20 protein-coding genes and 1 tRNA gene are annotated in these 18,133 nt (G+C 70.0%); 14 read left to right on the top strand and 7 right to left on the bottom strand.

Annotated elements, in window-relative coordinates:
• Positions 1-77 precede the first annotated feature (77 nt).
• Positions 78-734: a response regulator transcription factor gene (locus tag AC1DXJ_RS06830; RefSeq protein WP_477624784.1), complete on the top strand. Its 657-nt coding sequence runs from the start codon at positions 78-80 to the stop codon at positions 732-734.
• The gene (locus tag AC1DXJ_RS06825) at positions 731-2,113 is read left to right on the top strand and encodes a sensor histidine kinase (protein ID WP_477636644.1); all 1,383 of its coding nucleotides are present in this window, start codon (positions 731-733) and stop codon (positions 2,111-2,113) included. Before AC1DXJ_RS06830 ends, AC1DXJ_RS06825 begins: the two co-directional genes overlap by 4 nt.
• Before the next feature lie 136 nt (positions 2,114-2,249).
• On the opposite strand, the gene AC1DXJ_RS06820 is transcribed toward AC1DXJ_RS06825, so the two are convergent.
• A complete protein-coding gene (locus AC1DXJ_RS06820) occupies positions 2,250-2,696 on the bottom strand; it encodes a MarR family winged helix-turn-helix transcriptional regulator (protein ID WP_477614472.1) in 447 nt (148 codons plus the stop codon).
• A 114-nt stretch (positions 2,697-2,810) separates the two neighbouring features.
• On the opposite strand from AC1DXJ_RS06820, the gene AC1DXJ_RS06815 reads away from it, so the two are divergent.
• Genes AC1DXJ_RS06815 through AC1DXJ_RS06790 form a run of 6 tightly spaced genes read left to right on the top strand, consistent with a single transcriptional unit; the run spans position 2,811 to position 7,460 of the window.
• The gene (locus tag AC1DXJ_RS06815; protein ID WP_477624786.1) at positions 2,811-3,377 is read left to right on the top strand and encodes a PadR family transcriptional regulator; all 567 of its coding nucleotides are present in this window, start codon (positions 2,811-2,813) and stop codon (positions 3,375-3,377) included.
• Positions 3,356-4,831 carry a DHA2 family efflux MFS transporter permease subunit gene (locus tag AC1DXJ_RS06810; RefSeq protein ID WP_477636643.1) on the top strand — a complete coding sequence of 492 codons (1,476 nt, stop codon included), beginning with the start codon at positions 3,356-3,358 and terminating at the stop codon, positions 4,829-4,831. The genes AC1DXJ_RS06815 and AC1DXJ_RS06810 overlap by 22 nt, the downstream gene beginning before the upstream one ends.
• 2 nt (positions 4,832-4,833) lie before the next feature.
• The gene (locus AC1DXJ_RS06805) at positions 4,834-5,457 is read left to right on the top strand and encodes a hypothetical protein (protein ID WP_477636642.1); all 624 of its coding nucleotides are present in this window, start codon (positions 4,834-4,836) and stop codon (positions 5,455-5,457) included.
• A 4-nt stretch (positions 5,458-5,461) separates the two neighbouring features.
• Complete coding sequence (locus AC1DXJ_RS06800) at positions 5,462-6,691, top strand: pyridoxal phosphate-dependent aminotransferase (RefSeq protein ID WP_477636641.1); 1,230 nt, start codon at positions 5,462-5,464, stop codon at positions 6,689-6,691.
• A gap of 5 nt (positions 6,692-6,696) precedes the next feature.
• Positions 6,697-7,101 (top strand): fluoride efflux transporter FluC, encoded by a 405-nt coding sequence (locus AC1DXJ_RS06795; RefSeq protein WP_477636640.1) that lies wholly within the window; start codon positions 6,697-6,699, stop codon positions 7,099-7,101.
• Entirely contained in the window at positions 7,098-7,460 is a 363-nt protein-coding gene (locus AC1DXJ_RS06790) for a fluoride efflux transporter FluC (RefSeq protein WP_477636639.1), read from the top strand. Before AC1DXJ_RS06795 ends, AC1DXJ_RS06790 begins: the two co-directional genes overlap by 4 nt.
• 121 nt (positions 7,461-7,581) lie before the next feature.
• Here AC1DXJ_RS06790 and AC1DXJ_RS06785 read toward each other — a convergent pair whose 3' ends face one another.
• Positions 7,582-9,132, bottom strand: a complete 1,551-nt coding sequence (locus tag AC1DXJ_RS06785; protein WP_477636638.1) for an MFS transporter — start codon at positions 9,130-9,132, stop codon at positions 7,582-7,584.
• Positions 9,133-9,231: 99 nt separating this feature from the next.
• Here AC1DXJ_RS06785 and AC1DXJ_RS06780 point away from each other — a divergent pair, with 99 nt between their 5' ends.
• The 4 genes from AC1DXJ_RS06780 (at position 9,232) to AC1DXJ_RS06765 (ending at position 12,002) form a co-directional block, all read left to right on the top strand.
• On the top strand, positions 9,232-10,245 hold the full coding sequence (locus AC1DXJ_RS06780) for a helix-turn-helix transcriptional regulator (RefSeq protein ID WP_477636637.1): 1,014 nt from the start codon (positions 9,232-9,234) through the stop codon (positions 10,243-10,245).
• Positions 10,242-10,697 (top strand): VOC family protein, encoded by a 456-nt coding sequence (locus AC1DXJ_RS06775; RefSeq protein WP_477624794.1) that lies wholly within the window; start codon positions 10,242-10,244, stop codon positions 10,695-10,697. The genes AC1DXJ_RS06780 and AC1DXJ_RS06775 overlap by 4 nt, the downstream gene beginning before the upstream one ends.
• 82 nt (positions 10,698-10,779) lie before the next feature.
• Complete coding sequence (locus AC1DXJ_RS06770; protein WP_477636636.1) at positions 10,780-11,784, top strand: hypothetical protein; 1,005 nt, start codon at positions 10,780-10,782, stop codon at positions 11,782-11,784.
• A 32-nt stretch (positions 11,785-11,816) separates the two neighbouring features.
• Entirely contained in the window at positions 11,817-12,002 is a 186-nt protein-coding gene (locus AC1DXJ_RS06765; RefSeq protein WP_477636635.1) for a hypothetical protein, read from the top strand.
• Positions 12,003-12,129: 127 nt separating this feature from the next.
• Here the strand turns inward: AC1DXJ_RS06765 and AC1DXJ_RS06760 are convergent, their stop codons facing one another.
• The gene (locus AC1DXJ_RS06760; RefSeq protein WP_477636634.1) at positions 12,130-12,828 is read right to left on the bottom strand and encodes a hypothetical protein; all 699 of its coding nucleotides are present in this window, start codon (positions 12,826-12,828) and stop codon (positions 12,130-12,132) included.
• A gap of 1 nt (position 12,829) precedes the next feature.
• A complete protein-coding gene (locus tag AC1DXJ_RS06755; protein ID WP_477636633.1) occupies positions 12,830-13,240 on the bottom strand; it encodes an SgcJ/EcaC family oxidoreductase in 411 nt (136 codons plus the stop codon).
• A gap of 92 nt (positions 13,241-13,332) precedes the next feature.
• On the opposite strand from AC1DXJ_RS06755, the gene AC1DXJ_RS06750 reads away from it, so the two are divergent.
• The gene (locus tag AC1DXJ_RS06750; RefSeq protein WP_477636632.1) at positions 13,333-13,983 is read left to right on the top strand and encodes a TetR/AcrR family transcriptional regulator; all 651 of its coding nucleotides are present in this window, start codon (positions 13,333-13,335) and stop codon (positions 13,981-13,983) included.
• 173 nt (positions 13,984-14,156) lie between these two features.
• Here the strand turns inward: AC1DXJ_RS06750 and AC1DXJ_RS06745 are convergent.
• Positions 14,157-14,229, bottom strand: a tRNA-Arg gene (locus AC1DXJ_RS06745).
• Positions 14,230-14,709: 480 nt separating this feature from the next.
• On the opposite strand from AC1DXJ_RS06745, the gene AC1DXJ_RS06740 reads away from it, so the two are divergent.
• Positions 14,710-16,554, top strand: coding sequence for a phosphoenolpyruvate carboxykinase (GTP) (locus tag AC1DXJ_RS06740; RefSeq protein ID WP_477636631.1), 1,845 nt, complete (start codon positions 14,710-14,712; stop codon positions 16,552-16,554).
• 116 nt (positions 16,555-16,670) lie between these two features.
• On the opposite strand, the gene AC1DXJ_RS06735 is transcribed toward AC1DXJ_RS06740, so the two are convergent.
• Together AC1DXJ_RS06735 and AC1DXJ_RS06730 are read right to left on the bottom strand one after the other, a co-directional pair.
• Positions 16,671-17,477, bottom strand: a complete 807-nt coding sequence (locus AC1DXJ_RS06735) for a DinB family protein (protein WP_477614451.1) — start codon at positions 17,475-17,477, stop codon at positions 16,671-16,673.
• Positions 17,474-18,073, bottom strand: a complete 600-nt coding sequence (locus AC1DXJ_RS06730; protein ID WP_477636630.1) for a mycothiol transferase — start codon at positions 18,071-18,073, stop codon at positions 17,474-17,476. The genes AC1DXJ_RS06735 and AC1DXJ_RS06730 overlap by 4 nt, the downstream gene beginning before the upstream one ends.
• Positions 18,074-18,133 lie beyond the last annotated feature (60 nt).

The raw sequence follows: 18,133 nt of genomic DNA, 5'->3' as shown, positions 1-18,133 counted from the left end.
GGGACCTGTGAACTTTCTAAGGGTTTCAGACCGGGAATGTGGGCTGAGGGCTGGGACTCTCGTGCCACAGTGGCGGGGTGCGGGTGCTGGTGGTCGAGGACGAGCCCCGGATGGCCGCTGCCCTTGCGAAGGGCCTTGTGGCAGAAGGGTTCGTGGTCGACACGGCGGTCGACGGACCGAGTGGGCTGGAGGCTGCGCGGTTCGGCGGGTACGACGCGGTCCTGCTCGACGTCATGCTGCCGAGGATGTCCGGCTACACGGTGGTCCGGACGCTCCGGGCAGAGGAGAACTGGGTGCCGGTCATGCTCCTGTCGGCCAAGGACGGCGAGTACGACCAGGCCGACGGGCTCGACTACGGCGCCGACGACTACCTCACCAAGCCGTTCTCCTTCGTCGTCCTGCTCGCCAGGCTGCGGGCCCTGGTCCGTCGCGACCCGGCGCCCCGCGCCACGACGCTGGCAGCCGGAGGCATCCGGCTCGACCCCGCCTCGCGCCGGGTCGAGGTGGCCGGCGCGGTGGTGGCCCTGTCCCGCACCGAGTACCTCGTCCTCGAGCACCTGCTGCGCGCGCACCCGGCGGTCTCGACCAAGGAGTCGCTCCTGGACAACGTGTGGGGCTCCGCCGAGACGGTCGACCCCAACGTGGTCGAGGTCTACATCGGCTACCTGCGGCGCAAGCTGGGTCGCGACCGCATCGAGACGGTGCGTGGCGTCGGGTACCGGTTGCGGGCATGACCGGGTGGTTCGGTCGGCGCAGCCTCCGATCGCGGCTCATGGTCGTCGGACTGGCTGGCGTCGCGGGAGCGCTGCTCGTGGGCGGCATCGTCCTGTATGCCGCGATGGGCGCGGCACTGGACCGGGCCACCACCGCGGAGGCCAGGGCCAGTGCGCACGACGTCGCGATCCTCGTGGACGACGGGCGCCTGCCCGAGCCGGTGCCCGCAAGCGGTGCCCAACTGGTCCAGGTGCTCGACCCGCAGAACCGCGTCGTCGGCGCCTCCGTGACCGCCGACCGGTTGACCCCGCTCGTCGACCCGGCCGAGCGTCGACTCGTCGCCCGCGGCTCGGGACTTCGGGTGCCCGGCGCTCGCGCCGGGCTGTCGGGTGAGCTCCAGGTGGCGGGACTCGAGGCCGGACCGGAGACGGCACGGGTGCTCGTCGTGGCGGCAGTGCCGACGGCTGACCTCGACAACAGCCGTCGGGTGCTGCGGACGCTCATGCTGGTGCTCCTCCCCCTCTTCCTCGCGCTGCTCGGTGTCGTCGCCTGGCGCGTCATCGGATCGGCCCTTCGTCCGGTGGAGTCGCTGCGACAAGGTGCCCAGCGGATCGGTGCGGCCGCCGACCCGACGGAACGGCTCCCGGTGCCCGACACCCGGGACGAGGTCAGCGCCCTGGCGACCACGCTCAACGACATGCTCGCCCGCCTCGCGTCCGCTGGTGCACAGCAGCGCAGCTTCGTCGCCGACGCGGCGCACGAGCTCCGAAGTCCGCTGGCGAGCATGCGCACCCAGCTGGAAGTCGCCGCCCGCGTCGGCGAGGGGGGCGCCCTGCCGGGCGAGCTGCTGCCGGAGGTGGATCGCCTGTCCGCCCTCGTCGAAGACCTCTTGGTGCTGGCGCGCTCGGGCGCCGAGGGCTCGCTCTCCGAGGCGACGGAGTTGTCGGTCGCCCAGGTGGTGGCTGACACCGAGCGGCGCTACACCTCGGCTCGCGTGCCGGTGAGGGCCCAGACCTCCGGTGGTCTCGGGGAGGCGACCGTCGTGGCGCGACCTGACGACCTGACCCGGGCCGTCGGCAACCTGGTCGACAACGCCGTTCGCCACGCGGCCACCCGCGTGACCCTGTCCTGGGAGCGTCACGGCAACTCCGTGTGGCTCGTCGTGACCGACGACGGACACGGCATACCCGAACCCGACCGCGAGCGGGTCTTCGACCGCTTCGCCCGGCTCGACGAGGCTCGCGACCGCGACAGCGGCGGCAGTGGCCTCGGCCTGCCCATCACGCGAGAGCTGTTGCGGCGCAATGGCGCTCGGGTGTGGCTCGAGGACGCCGCACCCGGCGTGCGGGCTGTCGTGGCGTTCGACCGGGCCAAACCGAGCGATTCCACCCGCGGTTGAGGGGAGGCATCAGCGTCTGACCGGAGTCGAGTGGCCGCAGCGGTGGCTCAACCCCGAAAGGGTGCGCTTCACCCCGGAACCGTTTCGGGGTGAAGGCCACCTTTGTCCCTACAACCGATAAAGGTGAGGCGGGGGGCTAGGGGGCGGTGTCGTTGAGCAGTCGCAGGAGGCGGGCGAGGTCGGCGACGTCCTGCGCCTCCCAGCTCGCCAAGCGCGCACGCAGCCGCTCACGCCGACCCGACACCGAGCGCTCCAGGGCCTCAGCACCGGCCGAGGTGAGCCGCACCTGACGGGCTCTGGCGTCGTCCGGGTCGGGGATGCGCTCGATCAGGCCGAGGTCCTCGAGCGTGGTGAGGTTCCGGCTGGTCGTCGACTTGTGCAGCCCGAGCAGGTCGGAGATGTCGCCGCCCCGCGCGCCGCCGCCGGTGGCGGCCAGGTCACGGATGGCGACCAGCACGGCATACCCCGCGGAGTCCAGGTCGGGGTGCACGTCCAGGGCGGTGCGCTGCTGCGCACTGCGGGCACGGCGCAGCAGCCTGCTGAGCTCGATCTCGAGTGCCCCGAGGTCCGACGTGGGAGCCATGCAGGGGAGCCTAGGGCAGCGCGCGCACTGCACGGGGAGTTGACCATCTCGGGAGGCCACGTCTATATTCCGCGTGGAATATTTCGCACGGAACGATCGGACGCCTGGACACCGATGCCCCTCTCCCCGCTGGCCATCTCGGCGCTGGCACTGCTCAACGAGCGCGCCATGCACCCCTACGAGATGTACCAACTGCTGCTCGAGCGCCACGAGGACCGCATCGTCCGCGTCACCCCGGGCTCGCTCTACCGCACGGTCGAACGCCTCACCCAGGACGGCCTGGCCGAGGCAACCGGCACCGCCCGCGCCGGCAACCGGCCGGAGCGCACCACCTATGCCATCACCGAGCTCGGCCGCACGTCGCTGGTGGAGCGGATCCGGCAGATCCTGCGCGAGCCCGTCAACGAGTTCCCCAGCTTTGCCCTGGCCCTCGCCGAGGCACACAACGCCCCGGCCAGTGCCGTCTGCGCCGACCTGCGCGACCACCTCAAGGTCATCGAGGGCGAGCTGTCCGACATCGACTGCCTCGTCGACAAGGCCAGGGCGCGTGAGATCGCCGAGGCCTACTGGGTCACCGCCGACTACATCCGTCACATGACCGTGGCCCAGCAGGACTGGATCAACGGTTTCCTCACCCGACTCGAGAAAGGCGACCTGTCATGGCCGCACCCGCAACCCTGAGCACCGACCTGCCCGCCGACTACCGCCCGTGGCCGGCCCTGTGGGCCATGGTGATCGGGTTCTTCATGATCCTGGTCGACTCGACCATCGTGTCCGTCGCGACGCCGGCGATCATGAAGGGCCTGGGCGCCGACGTGAACTCGGTCATCTGGGTCACCTCCGCCTACCTGCTCGCGTATGCCGTGCCGCTGCTCATCACCGGCCGCCTCGGCGACCGCATCGGGCCGAAGTACGTCTACCTGAGCGGGCTGGCGCTGTTCACCCTCGCCTCCCTCTGGTGCGGCCTCACCGGTTCCATCGAGATGCTGATCATCGCCCGCATCGTCCAGGGCGTCGGGGCCTCGCTCATGACGCCGCAGACCATGGCCGTCATCACCCGCACCTTCCCCGCGGCCTCCCGCGGCCAGGCGATGTCCCTGTGGGGCGCCACCGCCGGCGTCGCCATCCTCGTCGGACCGCTGGTCGGCGGCCTGCTCGTCGACGGCCCCGGCTGGGAGTGGATCTTCTTCATCAACGTCCCCGTCGGCATCGCCGCCTTCGTGCTCGCGGCCCGCCTGGTGCCCACGCTGCAGACGCACAGCCACTCGTTCGACTGGATCGGTGTGGCGCTCTCCGCGGTCGGCATGTTCCTCATCGTCTTCGGCATCCAGGAGGGCGAGACCTACGACTGGGGCACGATCACCGGGATCATCTCCGTGCCTCTGCTCATCGCCGCGGGCATCGTGGTTTTCGGCCTGTTCGTCTACTGGCAGAGCCGGATCCGGACCGAACCCCTCGTGCCGCTCGGGCTGTTCCGCGACCGCAACTTCTCGCTGTCCAACATCGCCATCGCCGCAGTCGGGTTCGCCATCACGGCGATGGCCTTCCCGTTCATGCTCTATGCCCAGGTCGTCCGCGGCCTGACCCCGACCCAGTCGGCCCTGCTGCTCGTGCCCATGGCGGTGCTGGCCGGCGCGCTGTCCCCGGTCGCGGGCCGGCTCATCGACCGCATGCACCCGCGGGCCATCACGGCGTTCGGGTTGGCCCTGTGCTCGGTCGCGCTGTTCTTGCTCAGTCTGGTGACGACCACGGACAGCCCGACGTGGCTGCTGCTCGTGCCCATGGCGCTGATGGGTGTCGCGAACGCCTTCATGTGGGCCCCGCTCGCCGCCACCGCCACGCGCAACCTGCCGATGTCCTCGGCAGGCGCCGGATCCGGCATCTACAACACGACCCGGCAGATCGGCGCAGTCCTCGGCAGCGCGGCCATCGCGGCCCTCATCGAGGCGCGGCTGACGGCCAACCTGCCCGGGGTGCCCCAGGACATGTCGCAGCGCACCTCAGGCGTGAAGCTGCCTCCGCAGATCGCCGACGGCTTCGCCAGCGCGATGTCGCAGGCGCTGCTGCTGCCGGCAGCTGTGCTGCTCCTCGGGGTGGTTGCCGCCCTCGCCTTCACCAAGCCGACCCACTCCTGACCGTGGTGGCGTCCGTGCAGCGGCTGCGCTTCACGGGCGCCATCGCCGGGGTCGGCTCCACCAGCGGCGTGCGGTTCGTCGTGGGACGGTGGGTCGAGTCTCCCCTCGGGCCGTTCGCCGACGTGATGGTCGAGGACGCCGCGGGCCACCGGACCCTTCTGGCGCCGAGCGACGGGGTGGCCGAGTTCGTCCAGCAGACCTACGAGTTCGACGAGGTCTGCCAGACGCCGGTGTCCGTGGCGGTTACCGAAGCGGGTTGGGACGTTCGCGCGGGCGACCACCTCGCGGCATACCTCTCCGTGGGGAGGCGGATGCCGCTCGGCTGGCTGCTGCGCGCGGTGCCGCCGCGGATCGGGACCAGTCCCGCGTGGGCCACCGTCGTCGACCCCGTGGCCCGGGTCGCGCTGCGTGGGGTACGGACGCGCGGAGTTGCGATGGAGGGTCGACGTGAGTGGTACGGCGCCACCGACCTGCACGAAGTGACGGCGCTGTCCGGGACCTGGCGCGGCATGGCCCTGGGCGGCCTGGCCGACGTCGACCCGCCCTGCCGGTTCGGGTTCAGCTCCACGCCGACGCGCCCGGGGGTGACCACCGTCGTGTCCACGGTCGAAGTGCTGGGACACTGAGCGCGTGCGCCGAATCACGCAGTCCCGCAAGCTCCACCAGGTCCGCTACGACGTGCGTGGGCCGATCCTCGAGGAGGCCCAGAAGCTCGAGGCCGAGGGGCACAAGATCCTCAAGCTCAACATCGGCAACCCCGCGCCGTTCGGCTTCGAGGCGCCCGAGGCGATCCTGCAGGACATGGTCCACCACCTGCCGAACTCCCAGGGCTACAGCGACTCGCGCGGCATCTACTCCGCCCGCACCGCCGTCGCGCACTACTACCAGTCCCGTGGCCTGACGGACACGCACGTCGACGACGTCTACATCGGCAACGGCGTCTCGGAGCTCATCTCGATGGTGCTCACGGCCTTCGTCGACGAGGGCAACGAGATCCTCGTGCCGGCGCCGGACTACCCGCTCTGGACCGGCGCCGTGACGCTGGCCGGCGGCACCCCGGTCCACTATCGGTGCGACGAGCCCAACGGCTGGAACCCGGATCTCGCCGACATCGAGTCCAAGATCACCGAGAACACCCACGCCCTGGTCGTCATCAACCCCAACAACCCGACCGGCGCCGTCTACAGCGACGAGATCGTGCGCGGCATGGCCGACATCGCCCGCCGCCACAACCTGGTCCTGATGTCCGACGAGATCTACGAGAAGATCCTCTTCGCCGACGAGGTGAACCAGCCGGTCCACCACCACACCGCGACCTTCGCCGGCGACGACGTGCTGTGCCTGACCTTCAGCGGGCTGTCCAAGGCCTACCGCGTCTGCGGCTACCGCGCGGGCTGGGTGATGGTGTCGGGGCCCAAGGAGCTCGCGGCCGACTTCCTCGAGGGCCTGACCCTGTTGGCCAACATGCGCATGTGCGCCAACGTCCCGGGCCAGCACGCGATCCAGACGGCACTCGGCGGCTACCAGTCGATCGAGGAGTACATCCACCCCGGCGGCCGGTTCTACGAGCAGAGCAAGACGGCCTGGCGACTGCTCAACGAGATCCCGGGCGTCAGCTGTGTCGAACCGCACGGCGCGCTCTACTGCTTCCCGCGGCTGGATCCCGACGTCTACCCCATCAAGGACGACCAGGCGTTCGTCATCGACCTGTTGCGCAGCAAGAAGATCCTGGTCACGCACGGCACCGGCTTCAACTGGTTCGAGCCCGACCACTTCCGCCTGGTGACGCTGCCCGATGTCGAGGTCCTCACCGAGGCCATCGGGCGGATCGCGGACTTCCTGGAGACCCAGCGCGCCTGATGCGCATGGTCCGGGCGGGTGACGCTGGGCTGCTCGGGGCTGTCGCCGCGGGCGGTGTGCTGGGTTCCCTCAGCCGGTATGCCGTCGGGCTGGCGCTGCCGCACGTGTCCGGCGCCTTCGCGTGGTCGACGTTCCTAGTCAACGTCACGGGGTCGCTCGCGATGGGCGTGCTGGTCGTCTGGGTGCTCTCGATGACCCAGCCGCACCCGTGGCTGCGGCCCTTCCTCGGGGTGGGCGTGCTCGGGGGCTGGACCACCTTCTCGTCCTACGCCCTGGACATCCACGCAATGGTGCAGGCGGGGCGCGGACTGGTCGCCGCGGCATACCTCGTGGGGTCGTTGGTCGCGGGCCTGGTGGCGGTGGGCTTCGGGATCACGCTCGGCGAGCGGGTTTTCGGGCGGCGACCGTGACCGGGTCGGGCGCGCTGCTGGTGCTGGTGGGCGCCGCCATCGGTGCGCCGCTGCGGTTCGTCGTCGACCGGTGGGCGCGGGAGCACACCAGGGCCGGGACCATCCTCGGGACGCTCGTCGTGAACGTGGTGGGGTCTTTCGTCCTCGGGCTCGTGGCAGGGGTGCCGCATCCAGCCGTGTGGCTCATGCCGTTGGTGGGCATAGGTTTCTGCGGGGCGCTGACGACGTTCTCCACGTTGGCGTTCGAGACGTGGGTGTTCTTCGAGGAGCGCGCCTGGCGGCCGTTCGTCGCCAACCTCGCCCTCACCCTCGGCCTCGGCCTGCCTGCGGTCTCGCTCGGCTACCTGATCACGTCCTGACCCGAGGGCGACCGACCGCACGGCGACCGACCCGCAGGCGGACGCCGAGTGAGCGCCAACCCACTCTCGAACCTGGTCGATGAGTGGGTTGGCGCTCACTGAGAGAGTCGCCGCCGGGCGTTCAGTCCTGCGCGGGCAGGCTCGGCATCGCGGGCAGCTGCCGCGCGACCACTGCCGCCACGAGCATGAGCCCGACGAGCACCGCGAGCGCCACCTCCATCGCGGGTCGGAACGTCTCCACCGGAGACGCAGACCCGTGGGCGTCGACGACGGAGAAGAAGAGCGAGCCCAGCACTGCCACGCCGGCCGCGCCCGAGAGCTGACCCGTCGTGCTGAACAGCCCCGATGCCGACCCAGCCTTGTCGACCGGCACGTCCGCGAGCGTGAAGACGCCGATCGGCGAGACCATCAACCCGAACCCGGCACCGCCCACCACGAACCCCGGAAGGAACGTCCAGACCGAGGTCGAGGCGTCGGCGCCGTGGACCGTGACGGCGAGGACCACGGCACCGGCCGCCCAAGTCAGGGCACCGATCTGCAGCACCCGTCGACCGATCTTGGGTGCGAGCACGGCCACCCCGACGCCGGCGAACACGGTCGTCGTCAGCGCGAACGGCACCCCCGCGAGCCCTGCCTTGAGCACCGACCAGCCGAGACCCGCCTGGAGATAGATCGTCTGGCACAGGAAGTAGGAGGCCATCGCCATGAACAGCAATGAGTTCATCGCCGAACCGGCGGCGAAACCCCGGCCCCGGTAGAGGCTGAGCGCCACCAGCGGCTCGCGAGCGGCGCGCTCGGCCCGGACCTGTGACCGCGCGAAGAACCCGAGCACGACCGCGCCGGCGGCCATCGCGGCATACACCCAAGCCGGCCAGCCCAGCTCGCGACCCATGGTGAGGGGGTAGAGCACGGCGAGCAGACCCACAGCGAGCACCGTGACTCCACGCAGGTCGATGCGCGGGCGTTGCGTGGCAACGGATTCCGGCACCCACCGCAAGGCGGCCACGATGGCCAGAACGCCGAACGGAACGTTGACGAGGAAGATTGAGCGCCACCCCAGACCGCCGAGGTCCGCCTCGGTCAGGAGGGCGCCGATGACCGGCCCGAGCACTGCCGACAGTCCGGCCAGCCCGGTGAAGAGCCCCATCGCCTTGGCCCGCTCGTGCGGCGCGTACATCACCTGCAGGCTCGACAGCACTTGCGGAATCATCGCCGCGGCTGCGAGTCCCTGCAGCGCGCGGAAGCCGACCAGCGCCTCGGCGTTCGGGGCGAAGCCGCACGCCGCCGACATGAGGGTGAAGCCGACGAGCCCGCCGAGGAAGACCCGCTTGCGCCCCCACAGGTCGCCGAGCCGGGATCCGGTGATCAGGCCGACGGCGAACGCCAGCGGGTAGGCCGCCACCATCCACTGCAGCTGGGCGGCGCTGGCCTGGAGCCCGGCCTCGATGGTCGGCAGGGCGACGTTGACGATCGTGGTGTCGAGGAGCTCCATCGTCGAGGCGAGGAACAGGCTGAGCAGCGCGATGGTCCGTGCCCGTCCCAGCGGCAGCGCGCCCCGCGCCACCGCCGGGGTCCCGGGCTGCGTGGCGTCGCCACTCGTGGCCTCGTGGCTGTCGACCGGCGGGTATGCCGTGTGCTCACCCTCGCGAGGCACCTCCAGCGTGGTGGTCATGTCCTTCTCCTGACGTGGTGGTCTGCGGATTTCTGTCATCACCGACGCTAGGGAGAGATCCGGCCACTTTCTGACCGCTATCTCAGGCATCCTGAAGTCATGGCCAACACCAGCTCCCGCACCCTGCGACTGCTCTCCCTGCTCCAGACCCACCGGTTCTGGGCCGGGCCCGAGCTGGCCGAACGGCTGGAGGTGTCCGAGCGCACCCTGCGTCGCGACGTCGAGCGGCTGCGCGAGCTCGGCTATCCCGTCGACTCGGTGCGCGGCGTCGAGGGCGGCTACCAGCTCGGAGCCGGCGCCACGATGCCGCCCCTGACCGTCGACGAGGACGAGGCGATCGCCATGGTGGTGGCGCTCAACGGAGCAGCGCAGCTGACGTCGGGTGCGCTGTCGGAGGCGTCGGTCAGCGCCCTGTCCAAGGTCGTGCAGGTGCTGCCGCCCAAGCTTCGTCGGCGAGCAGAGGCGCTGCGGGCGGTGACCGACGACGCGCCCTTCTCCGAGGCACCGGCAGTGCAGGCCGAGGTCCTCGCAGCCGTCGCCCAGGCCACGCGTGACACCGAGCGCATCCGGTTCACCTACCGCGCGCGGGGCGGCCAGGTGGCGGGTGAGGACGTCCGGCGCCACGTCGAGCCGCACCGCCTGGTCACGGTGGGTCGGCGCTGGTACCTGCTCGGCTACGACCTCGACCGGCAGGACTGGCGTTCGTTCCGGCTCGATCGCCTGACCGAACCATTCGGGACCCGCTCACGATTCCGGGCCCGCGAGATCCCGGGAGGCGACGCCGCGGCCTACGTGCGAAAGGGACTGTCCCGCAACGAAACCCGTGTTGTCGTGCGCGCCACGGTGAGGGCATCGGCAGAGCAGGTGGAGAAGCGCACCGGGCGCTGGGCGCGCGTCACCCCCATCGACGACACCTCCTGCCGACTGGAGATGGACGCCGTGCACCCGGGGTGGGCGGCGTTCGGGCTGGGTGTGGTCGACGCACCCGTTCACCCTCGAGGAAGCCACTCCGGAGGTGCTCGAGCTGCTGCGCCTGTGGTCGTCGCGCTTCACCGAGGCAGCCGGCACAGTCCAGAGCGGCTGACGGACCTCGGTGCGAAACTGCCGACATGACCGCGAACTGGCACCTCACCGTCGACTGCGCCGACACCTCCCGACTCGTGACCTTCTGGTGCGCGGCGCTCGGCTACGTCCCCGAGCCGGCCCCTGCCGGCTGGGACTCGTGGCTCGACTACTGGCGAGCGGGCGGCATACCCGAGGAGGAGCTCGTCGGTGCCGAGAACGGCAGCGGGGCGATCGTCGACCCCGAGGGGGTGCGACCGCGCATCTGGTTCCAGGAGGTGCCCGAGCCCAAGTCGGTCAAGAACCGGCTGCACATCGACGTCCGGCACACCCCGGGACGCGAGGCGATGCCGTACGCCGCGCGGCGGGCGAGCGTGGACGCCGAAGTCGAGCGGCTGGTCGCCCTGGGCGGGAGCATCGCCTACGTCAATGCCCCCGACGGCGCCGACTACTACGCCGTGACGCTGCGCGACCCCGAGGGCAACGAGTTCTGCGTGGTGTGACAACTGTGTGGCGTGACGGCTGCGTGGTTTGACGGCAGCGTGGTGCGACCGAACCGGTCCGGCCACCTGAGAGGCTGGCCCGGTGCTGACGACCAACGACATCGCCAAGTGCGAGAACTGGTTCGAGGACCACGGCCTGCCCTACTTCGTCGAGTCCGGCCACGAGGCGATCCAAAGGGCGCTGGCCCCCCGCATCGTGGGCCTCTGGGCACTGGCTGCCGTCGTCCCGGCCGTGGTCGTCACCGTCGTCGCGCTCAACCTGGCCCTCTCGGGCGGCGCGGCTGTGGCTGCGGGCCTGCTCGTCGCGGCGGCCGTCGCGCTGGGTCGGGCCATCCGCGTCTTCCGCGTCGGGCGGATCGGCCGGTGGGCGCTGGCCCACGCCTGGGAGAACCGTTCGCTCATCGGACCCCTCGCGACGAGGGCGCTGCCGTTCCTGCTGCTGTTCATCACCTTCCTGTTCATCAACACGGAGGTGTGGCAAGTCTCCTCGGCCCTGCCGCGGCCGCTGCTGTGGGTCTGCGTCGGCATCTTCGCGCTGCTCGCGGTGGCGTTCCTCGCACCGTCGTTCGCGAGCGAGATCGAGCGGGTCGGCGTCGAGGTCGAGGGTGAGCGGCTGGCGTCGACCTGCCAGGGGACACCGGTGGCTTCGGCTGCGCGGGAGATCTTGTCCGAGCCGCACCTCGCCACCGAGGTCGCCGGCATCCGGCTGCCGAAGCTCCAGCGTCGCAACCTGATGCTGATGCTCTTCATCGCCCAGGCGATCCAGATGCTGTCGCTGGTCGTGATCGTGTTCGGGTTCTTCGTGGTCTTCGGCTCGATCGCGATCCGGCCCAGCGTCATCCAGGCTTGGGTGGGCGAGAAGCCGCACTACACGGGYCCGTTCCACCTCATCAGTGACGAGCTGTTCTCGGTGGCGGTCTTCCTGTCGGCGTTCGCGGGTCTCTACTTCACGGTCCAGGCCGTCATCGACCAGAACTACCGTCGCGAGTTCTTCACCCGGATCCAGGACGACCTGCAACGCGCAATCGGCGTCCGCAAGGTCTACGTGGCCTTGCGTGCACACCTCACCACACCGCGGACCAACTGACCGCGCGAGCACCACGACGTAGGCTCCAGGCTGTGAACCGTCGCCTCTCGCTCGTCATCGGTGTCGCGCTCGTCCTCATCGGAATCGTCTGGACCCTGCAGGGCCTCGACATCCTCGGCGGGAGCGGCATGAGCGGGGTGGGCATCTGGGCGGTCATCGGGCCCTTCGTCGCCCTGATCGGGGTCGTCGTCGCCCTCGGCGCCCGCCGCCAACGCTGACGCATCCGGTATGCCGGCCCGGCGCCGACCTCGCGCCGGTTCAGCAGCCGGTCCCTCCGTCAGCCCGGTGCCCGGGCATGCAGCGCAGGCCCGCCGGGGTTCGGCGGCCCTGCCCTGAGCGGTCGCCTCAACGGCGCAGGAGACGTATCCCGGTCCCGAGCAACCAGAGCGCCAGTCCGGCCTGGAATGGGAAGAGCACCGTGTAGGCCACGTTGCCCGTCGTGACGAGAAGGGGCGCGGACGCGGCATACCCGAGGCCGCCGATGACGGCGACGACGGCGAGGACCCAGGCCGGCCGAGTGCGCGCGGCACGAGCCACGAGCACGGCGACCACGGCGCCCGAGATCCCGACCAACGGTGCCGAGGCGACCTGCAGCAGGACGTGGAGGTCGAGCACCGGTGTGGCCTCGTGGTGCTCCAGCGCATGCGCTTCGCCTGCGGCCAGGAGGTGTGGGAGGACCTCGAGCGCGCCGAAGACCCAGGCGACCGACGCCGCAGGAAGCCACCGTTGGACAGAAGGACCGAAGGTGTGGCGCCGCCAGGCCACCACGAGGCCTGCTGCGGCGAGGACGCTTCCGACGAGGAGGACCCAGTGCGCCGGCGCCCACGCGGGGCTCTCGAACATCGACAGCAGGTGTGCGTCGACGGTGTCTCCATGGCCATGCGGGTGGAGCTGACCGCCCAGCGCAATCCCCAGACCGCCAGTGGCGAACAGGATCGCGACGAGGCGACGACTGGCGCGCGGGGCCTGGGGGCCGGCGCCGGTCGCTGCCGAGTGGCTCGACCGTGCTTCGTTCGCGGACGGGGCCACGACCGGGGTGCCCATCTCAGGCCGCCATGAGGGTGTTGTGGGTGGAGACGATGCGCCACGCCCCGTCGGCCTGCCGGACGATGACGCTGGTGGACATGGCCTGGTGGACGCCTGCGAGCGGGCCAGTGGGGCTGTCGAGCGTGTTGGCCGAGAGGGCGAGGACGACGTCGGCAGCGAGGGCCTCTGCGCGCACCAGCTCCATCCGGTTGACGCTGCCGGCATAGATGGTCGCGAAGATCCCGGCGTGGCCGGCACCGATGGCCTCGGCCCCGAGGAGGCGGTCGCCGCGGATCGTGACGAACGAGGCGTCAGCGGTGTAGACGGCGCCGAAGGCCGCTCCGTCCGCGGCGTTCCAGGCGGACTCGAGGCGGGCGAGCGCCTCGGTCGCCACGGTCTGAGCCTCGGTGGTCAGGGTGGATGCGTTCATGGTCGTGCTTCCTTTCGCTGAGTTGGTATCTATTCATTAGTGATGCACTCAGTGAATATAGAACAACTCAGCGAACCTGTACAGTGGTTGCCGTGACGACTTCTCGCACCTACCGATCCGAGCTCCGGGAGCAGCAGGCAGAGCGCACCCGCGAGCTCATCGCCGCGGCGGCGCGCACGCGGTTCCTCGAGGGTGGCTGGGCCGGGACGAGCGTCCGGTCGGTGGCGCAGCTGGCAGGAGTGTCGGAGGCGACGGTCTACAACGCCTACGGGAGCAAGGCCGGGCTGGCGAGCTCGCTGATCGACGCCGCCGAGCAGAGCGCGGACGTCCGCCGAGTCGTCGCCGAGCTGGAGGAGCACGAGGGCAACCCGGTCGAGCAGCTGCGGGCGTTCGTGGCCTTCGACCGACGGCTCTTCGAGCTGGGTGGCGACGTGCTGCGGCTCCTGGCTGAAGCCCGACGCCAGCACCCCGAGCTCGGTGTGGCCTACGAAGAGGGCAGGCGCCGGGGCGAGACCGAGCGCGCCAAGCTGTTCGGCTCCTGGCCCAAGTCCTTGTGGCACAAGGGGATCAGCCTCAGCGTCGCCCTCGATATCTACGCCGTGGTGGTGTCGGTGGAGAGCTTCGTCATCGCGACGGAGGAACGCGGGTGGACCGGCGACCAGGTCGAGCAGTGGTGGCAGACCACCCTGGTCCAGCTCCTGTTCAACCCGGACCGGGGCCTCCGCGCGCGGGCCGGCGCCTGACGTCGCGCGAGTGAGCGCCAACTCACTCTCGAAGGCGTGCGAAGAGTGAGTTGGCGCTCACTCACCGCTGCGAAACATCCGCGGCGACGAGTAAGGCCCCCGCTAGCGTTTCCGCGAGCGGGGGCCCCATCGTCTGTCTCAACTCAGAACAGTCGGTCGCCATGGCAACCGCGTGCGCCCGAAGGGATTCGAACCCCTAACCTTCTGATCCGTAGTCAGATGCTCTATCCGTTGAGCTACGGGCGCGAATGTCGCCCTGAGATTCCTTGTGGGATCGCCCAGAGCAACGACGGGAAAGACTACCGGCTCGACCCCGCGCCGACGAAATCGGTATGCCGCCCGCCTGGGGCGAGCACGCGGCATACCTCGCGTCGGTGGCCGGACCGGTGGACCGGGACGGCGCTCGGTCGCCCTGAACGCGGCCCGACGGCCACGGGCGGCCACGGGCGACCGCATCTCGAAAGGCAAGAAACGCAACGGTTTTCGCAGCCTTCTTGCAGCGGTTGCAAGAAGGCTGCAAACTCACCCGACCTACTCGCGGGTTGTGAGGCTTTTCACGAGCGATCTACGACCCTCGCGGTATCTACTGGCGCGTAGGGGGGCGTACCTTGGCCAAATCAGGAGCGTTCACCATGTGGACACGCGGTCGGATGACCCGTGTCGGCGTGGACGCATCACCTCATGATCCGGGCGGCACACACCCGGGCGAAAGGGACGGCCGATCACATGACGACCGAGGCGACGCAGACTGACCAGCGCGCAGGCGGCACCACGCACGCCGGCCTGCAGGCATGGGTCGACGAGGTGGCAGCGATGACCACCCCCGACCACATCGAGTGGGTCACCGGCTCCGCCGCCGAGTGGACCCGACTGACCGACAAGCTCGTCGAGGCCGGCACCTTCGTGCGCCTCAACGAGGAGAAGAAGCCCAACAGCTTCTATGCAGCCTCCGACCCGACCGACGTCGCCCGGGTCGAGGACCGCACCTACATCTGCTCCGTGGACGAGAAGGACTCCGGGCCCACCAACAACTGGATGGACCCGAACGAGATGAAGGACCTCATGCGCGGGCTCTACGCCGGCTGCATGAAGGGCCGCACGATGTACGTCATCCCGTTCGTGATGGGTCACGTCGAGGCGGAGAACCCGATGTTCGGCGTCGAGATCACCGACTCCGAGTACGTCGTGGTCTCCATGCGCGTGATGGCCCGCACCGGCGTCAACGTGCTGCGGCGCATCGAGGAGCTCGGCGAGAACGCCAAGTACGTGCCCGCCCTGCACTCGGTCGGGGCCCCGCTCGAGCCGGGCCAGCAAGACGTGAAGTGGCCCTGCAACCCCGAGAAGTACATCGTCCAGTTCCCCGAGGAGCGGATGATCTGGTCGTTCGGCTCCGGCTACGGCGGCAACGCCCTGCTGGGCAAGAAGTGCTACTCGCTGCGGATCGCCTCGGCGATGGCCCGCGACGAGGGCTGGCTGGCCGAGCACATGCTCATCCTCAAGCTCGTCTCCCCCGAGCAGCAGGTCTACTACATCGCCGCCGCGTTCCCGAGCGCCTGCGGCAAGACCAACCTCGCCATGCTGGCCCCGACCATCCCCGGTTGGAAGGTCGAGACCCTCGGCGACGACATCGCCTGGATGCGCTTCGGCGAGGACGGTCGCCTGTATGCCGTGAACCCCGAGTTCGGCTTCTTCGGCGTCGCGCCCGGCACCAACGAGCACACCAACCCCAACGCGATGAAGACGATCAACAAGGGCAACTCCGTCTTCACGAACGTCGCCCTCACCGACGACAACGACATCTGGTGGGAGGGGCTGGAGAACACCCCCGCCCACGCCACCAGCTGGAAGGGCCAGGACTGGACGCCCGACATCGGGGAGGCAGGCGAGCTGTCCAGCCACGCCAACAGCCGCTACTGCACCCCCATCGAGCAGTGCGACATCCTCGCGGACGAGTACTACGACCCCAAGGGTGTGCCGATCTCGGCGATCTTCTTCGGTGGCCGTCGCAAGACGACCGTGCCGCTGGTGACCGAGTCCCGCGACTGGATCCACGGCACCTTCATGGGCGCCACGCTCTCCTCGGAGACGACCGCCGCCGCGACCGGTGCCGTGGGCGTCGTCCGTCGCGACCCGATGGCGATGCTGCCGTTCATCGGCTACAACGCCGGCGACTACTTCCAGCACTGGGTCAACCTCGGCAAGGACGCCGACGCCTCCAAGCTGCCGAAGATCTTCTACGTCAACTGGTTCCGTCGTGACGAGGACGGTGGCTTCCTGTGGCCGGGCTTCGGCGAGAACAGCCGCGTCCTGAAGTGGGCCATCGAGCGCATCGAGGGCAAGGCTGCCGCCGTCGAGACCCCGATCGGCCACGTGCCGACCCCGGAGTCCCTCGACACCTCCGGCCTCGACATGAGCGACGCCGACATCGCGGCCGCCCTCAAGGTCGACCCCGAGGAGTGGAAGGCCGAGATCCCGCAGATCGAGGAGTGGTTCGCCAAGTTCGGCGACACCCTCCCCACCGCGCTCCAGGTCGAGCTCGACGGCCTCAAGGCCCGCCTCGGCGTCGAGTGACCACGCACTAGCAGGTATGCCGCCCACGCGGCATAGCGACGAAAGGCCCGGAACCCCTGTGGTTCCGGGCCTTTCGCGCGCTGGCTCGCAGACGAGCGTGCACGACACGCTGGGCGTCAGGGGGCCGCGTCAGCGTGTCGTGCACTCTCGAGGGTGGTGAGGTCGCGGGTCGCGTACTGGTGGTGGTACCACTCCTCGTTGACGATGCAGCCCACCACGTCGGCGACCAGGAAGTCCGACGGCTCGGGGTAGCCCGGCTCGGTGACCGGGGTCGTCCGCCCCACGAGCTTCTCCTCCGTCAGCCCGTCCACGACGGCGCGCATGCTGGCCATCCGGTCGCGCCGCAGCTCGAGCACCTCGTCGAGCGAGGGTCGCGCCGACCGGTCGCGAGGCACCTCGGGGATGTCGCCCATGTCGTCGTGCGGCAGGTCGAGCGGACTCCAGGGGGCCGGGTCGCCCAGCAGCGCGCGACGGATCCAGGCATCCGTGGCGAAGACGAGGTGGCGCAGCGTCTCGATGAAGGACCATTCGTCGTCGACCCGCTCGTGCAACAGCTCGGGGTCGAGCTGCTGGGCCCGCTCGACCGTCTCGGCCCACCGGCGCTCGAGGATGTCCCACGCCTCGCGGAACTCCGCCGGCGTGTGGGGCCGCATCTTCGCGCGGTCGGGCTCACGGCGGTCCAGCTCGGCCTCGACGAACTCGGTCACGTCGACACCGTTGACCGTGAGCCGCTCCACCTCACCGGAGATCTCGACGTCGACCAGTTGTGACCCGCTGATCTTCGCCCCCTTGAGGGCGACGTTCCTGAACCGCGCGTTGACCAGGTAGGTGTCGTCGAAGACCGCGTCGGTGAAGTCGAACCGCCGGAACGTCGTCCCGCGGTGGGCACTGTCGAAACCTGGGTGCTCGTCGTGGTCGGTCATCGCGTCTCCCAGGTCCACTCGCCCGACACCGGCTGCCAGCCGGGCGGGGGGTCCTCGCCGACGCGGCCGTCGACGGCTTCGCGCAGCAGGTCGGCGTGACCGGTGTGGCGGCCGTACTCCTCGACCAGGTCGAGCAGCAGGCGACGCAGGTTGGCGTGGTTCCCCTCGTCGTCGTGTGCCTCGACCGCCCGGTCCAGCCCGCCGTCGGCCAGCGCCTCGCCCACCCTCGCCCTGGCCCGCGACACCGCACCGTCGTAGCGCGCGTAGAGGACCTCGGGTGGGTCGGTGGCCGCCGACTCGAACTCCCAGTCGTCGTTGCCGTCCCAGCCGTTGTCGTCCCAGGCCGGGTCCATCGGCGCACCGGTCAGCTGCACCGTGAACTTGTAGTCCTCGTTGGAGGCGAGGTGTTTGAGCAGCCCGCCGAGGGTGAGGCTGGAGGCGCCGACGCGGGCGTTCAGCCCGGCGGAGTCGAGCCCGTCGGCCTTGTAGCGGAAGGTGGCCCGCAGCCGCTCGAGGGCGCCCAGCAGGGCCCCCTCCTCGGTGCCGGCCAGCGGTGGCTCCCACGGGGTCTCGGTCACGGTGTCTGTCGTAGCCATGACTGCACGGTAGAACCGGTTCCGGACGTTCGGCTACCGCATCAACCCCTACCCTGTTGT

The sequence above is a fragment of the Pedococcus sp. P2_D9 genome, from assembly GCF_056404275.1.
This window is presented reverse-complemented; position numbering and strand designations above follow the sequence as displayed.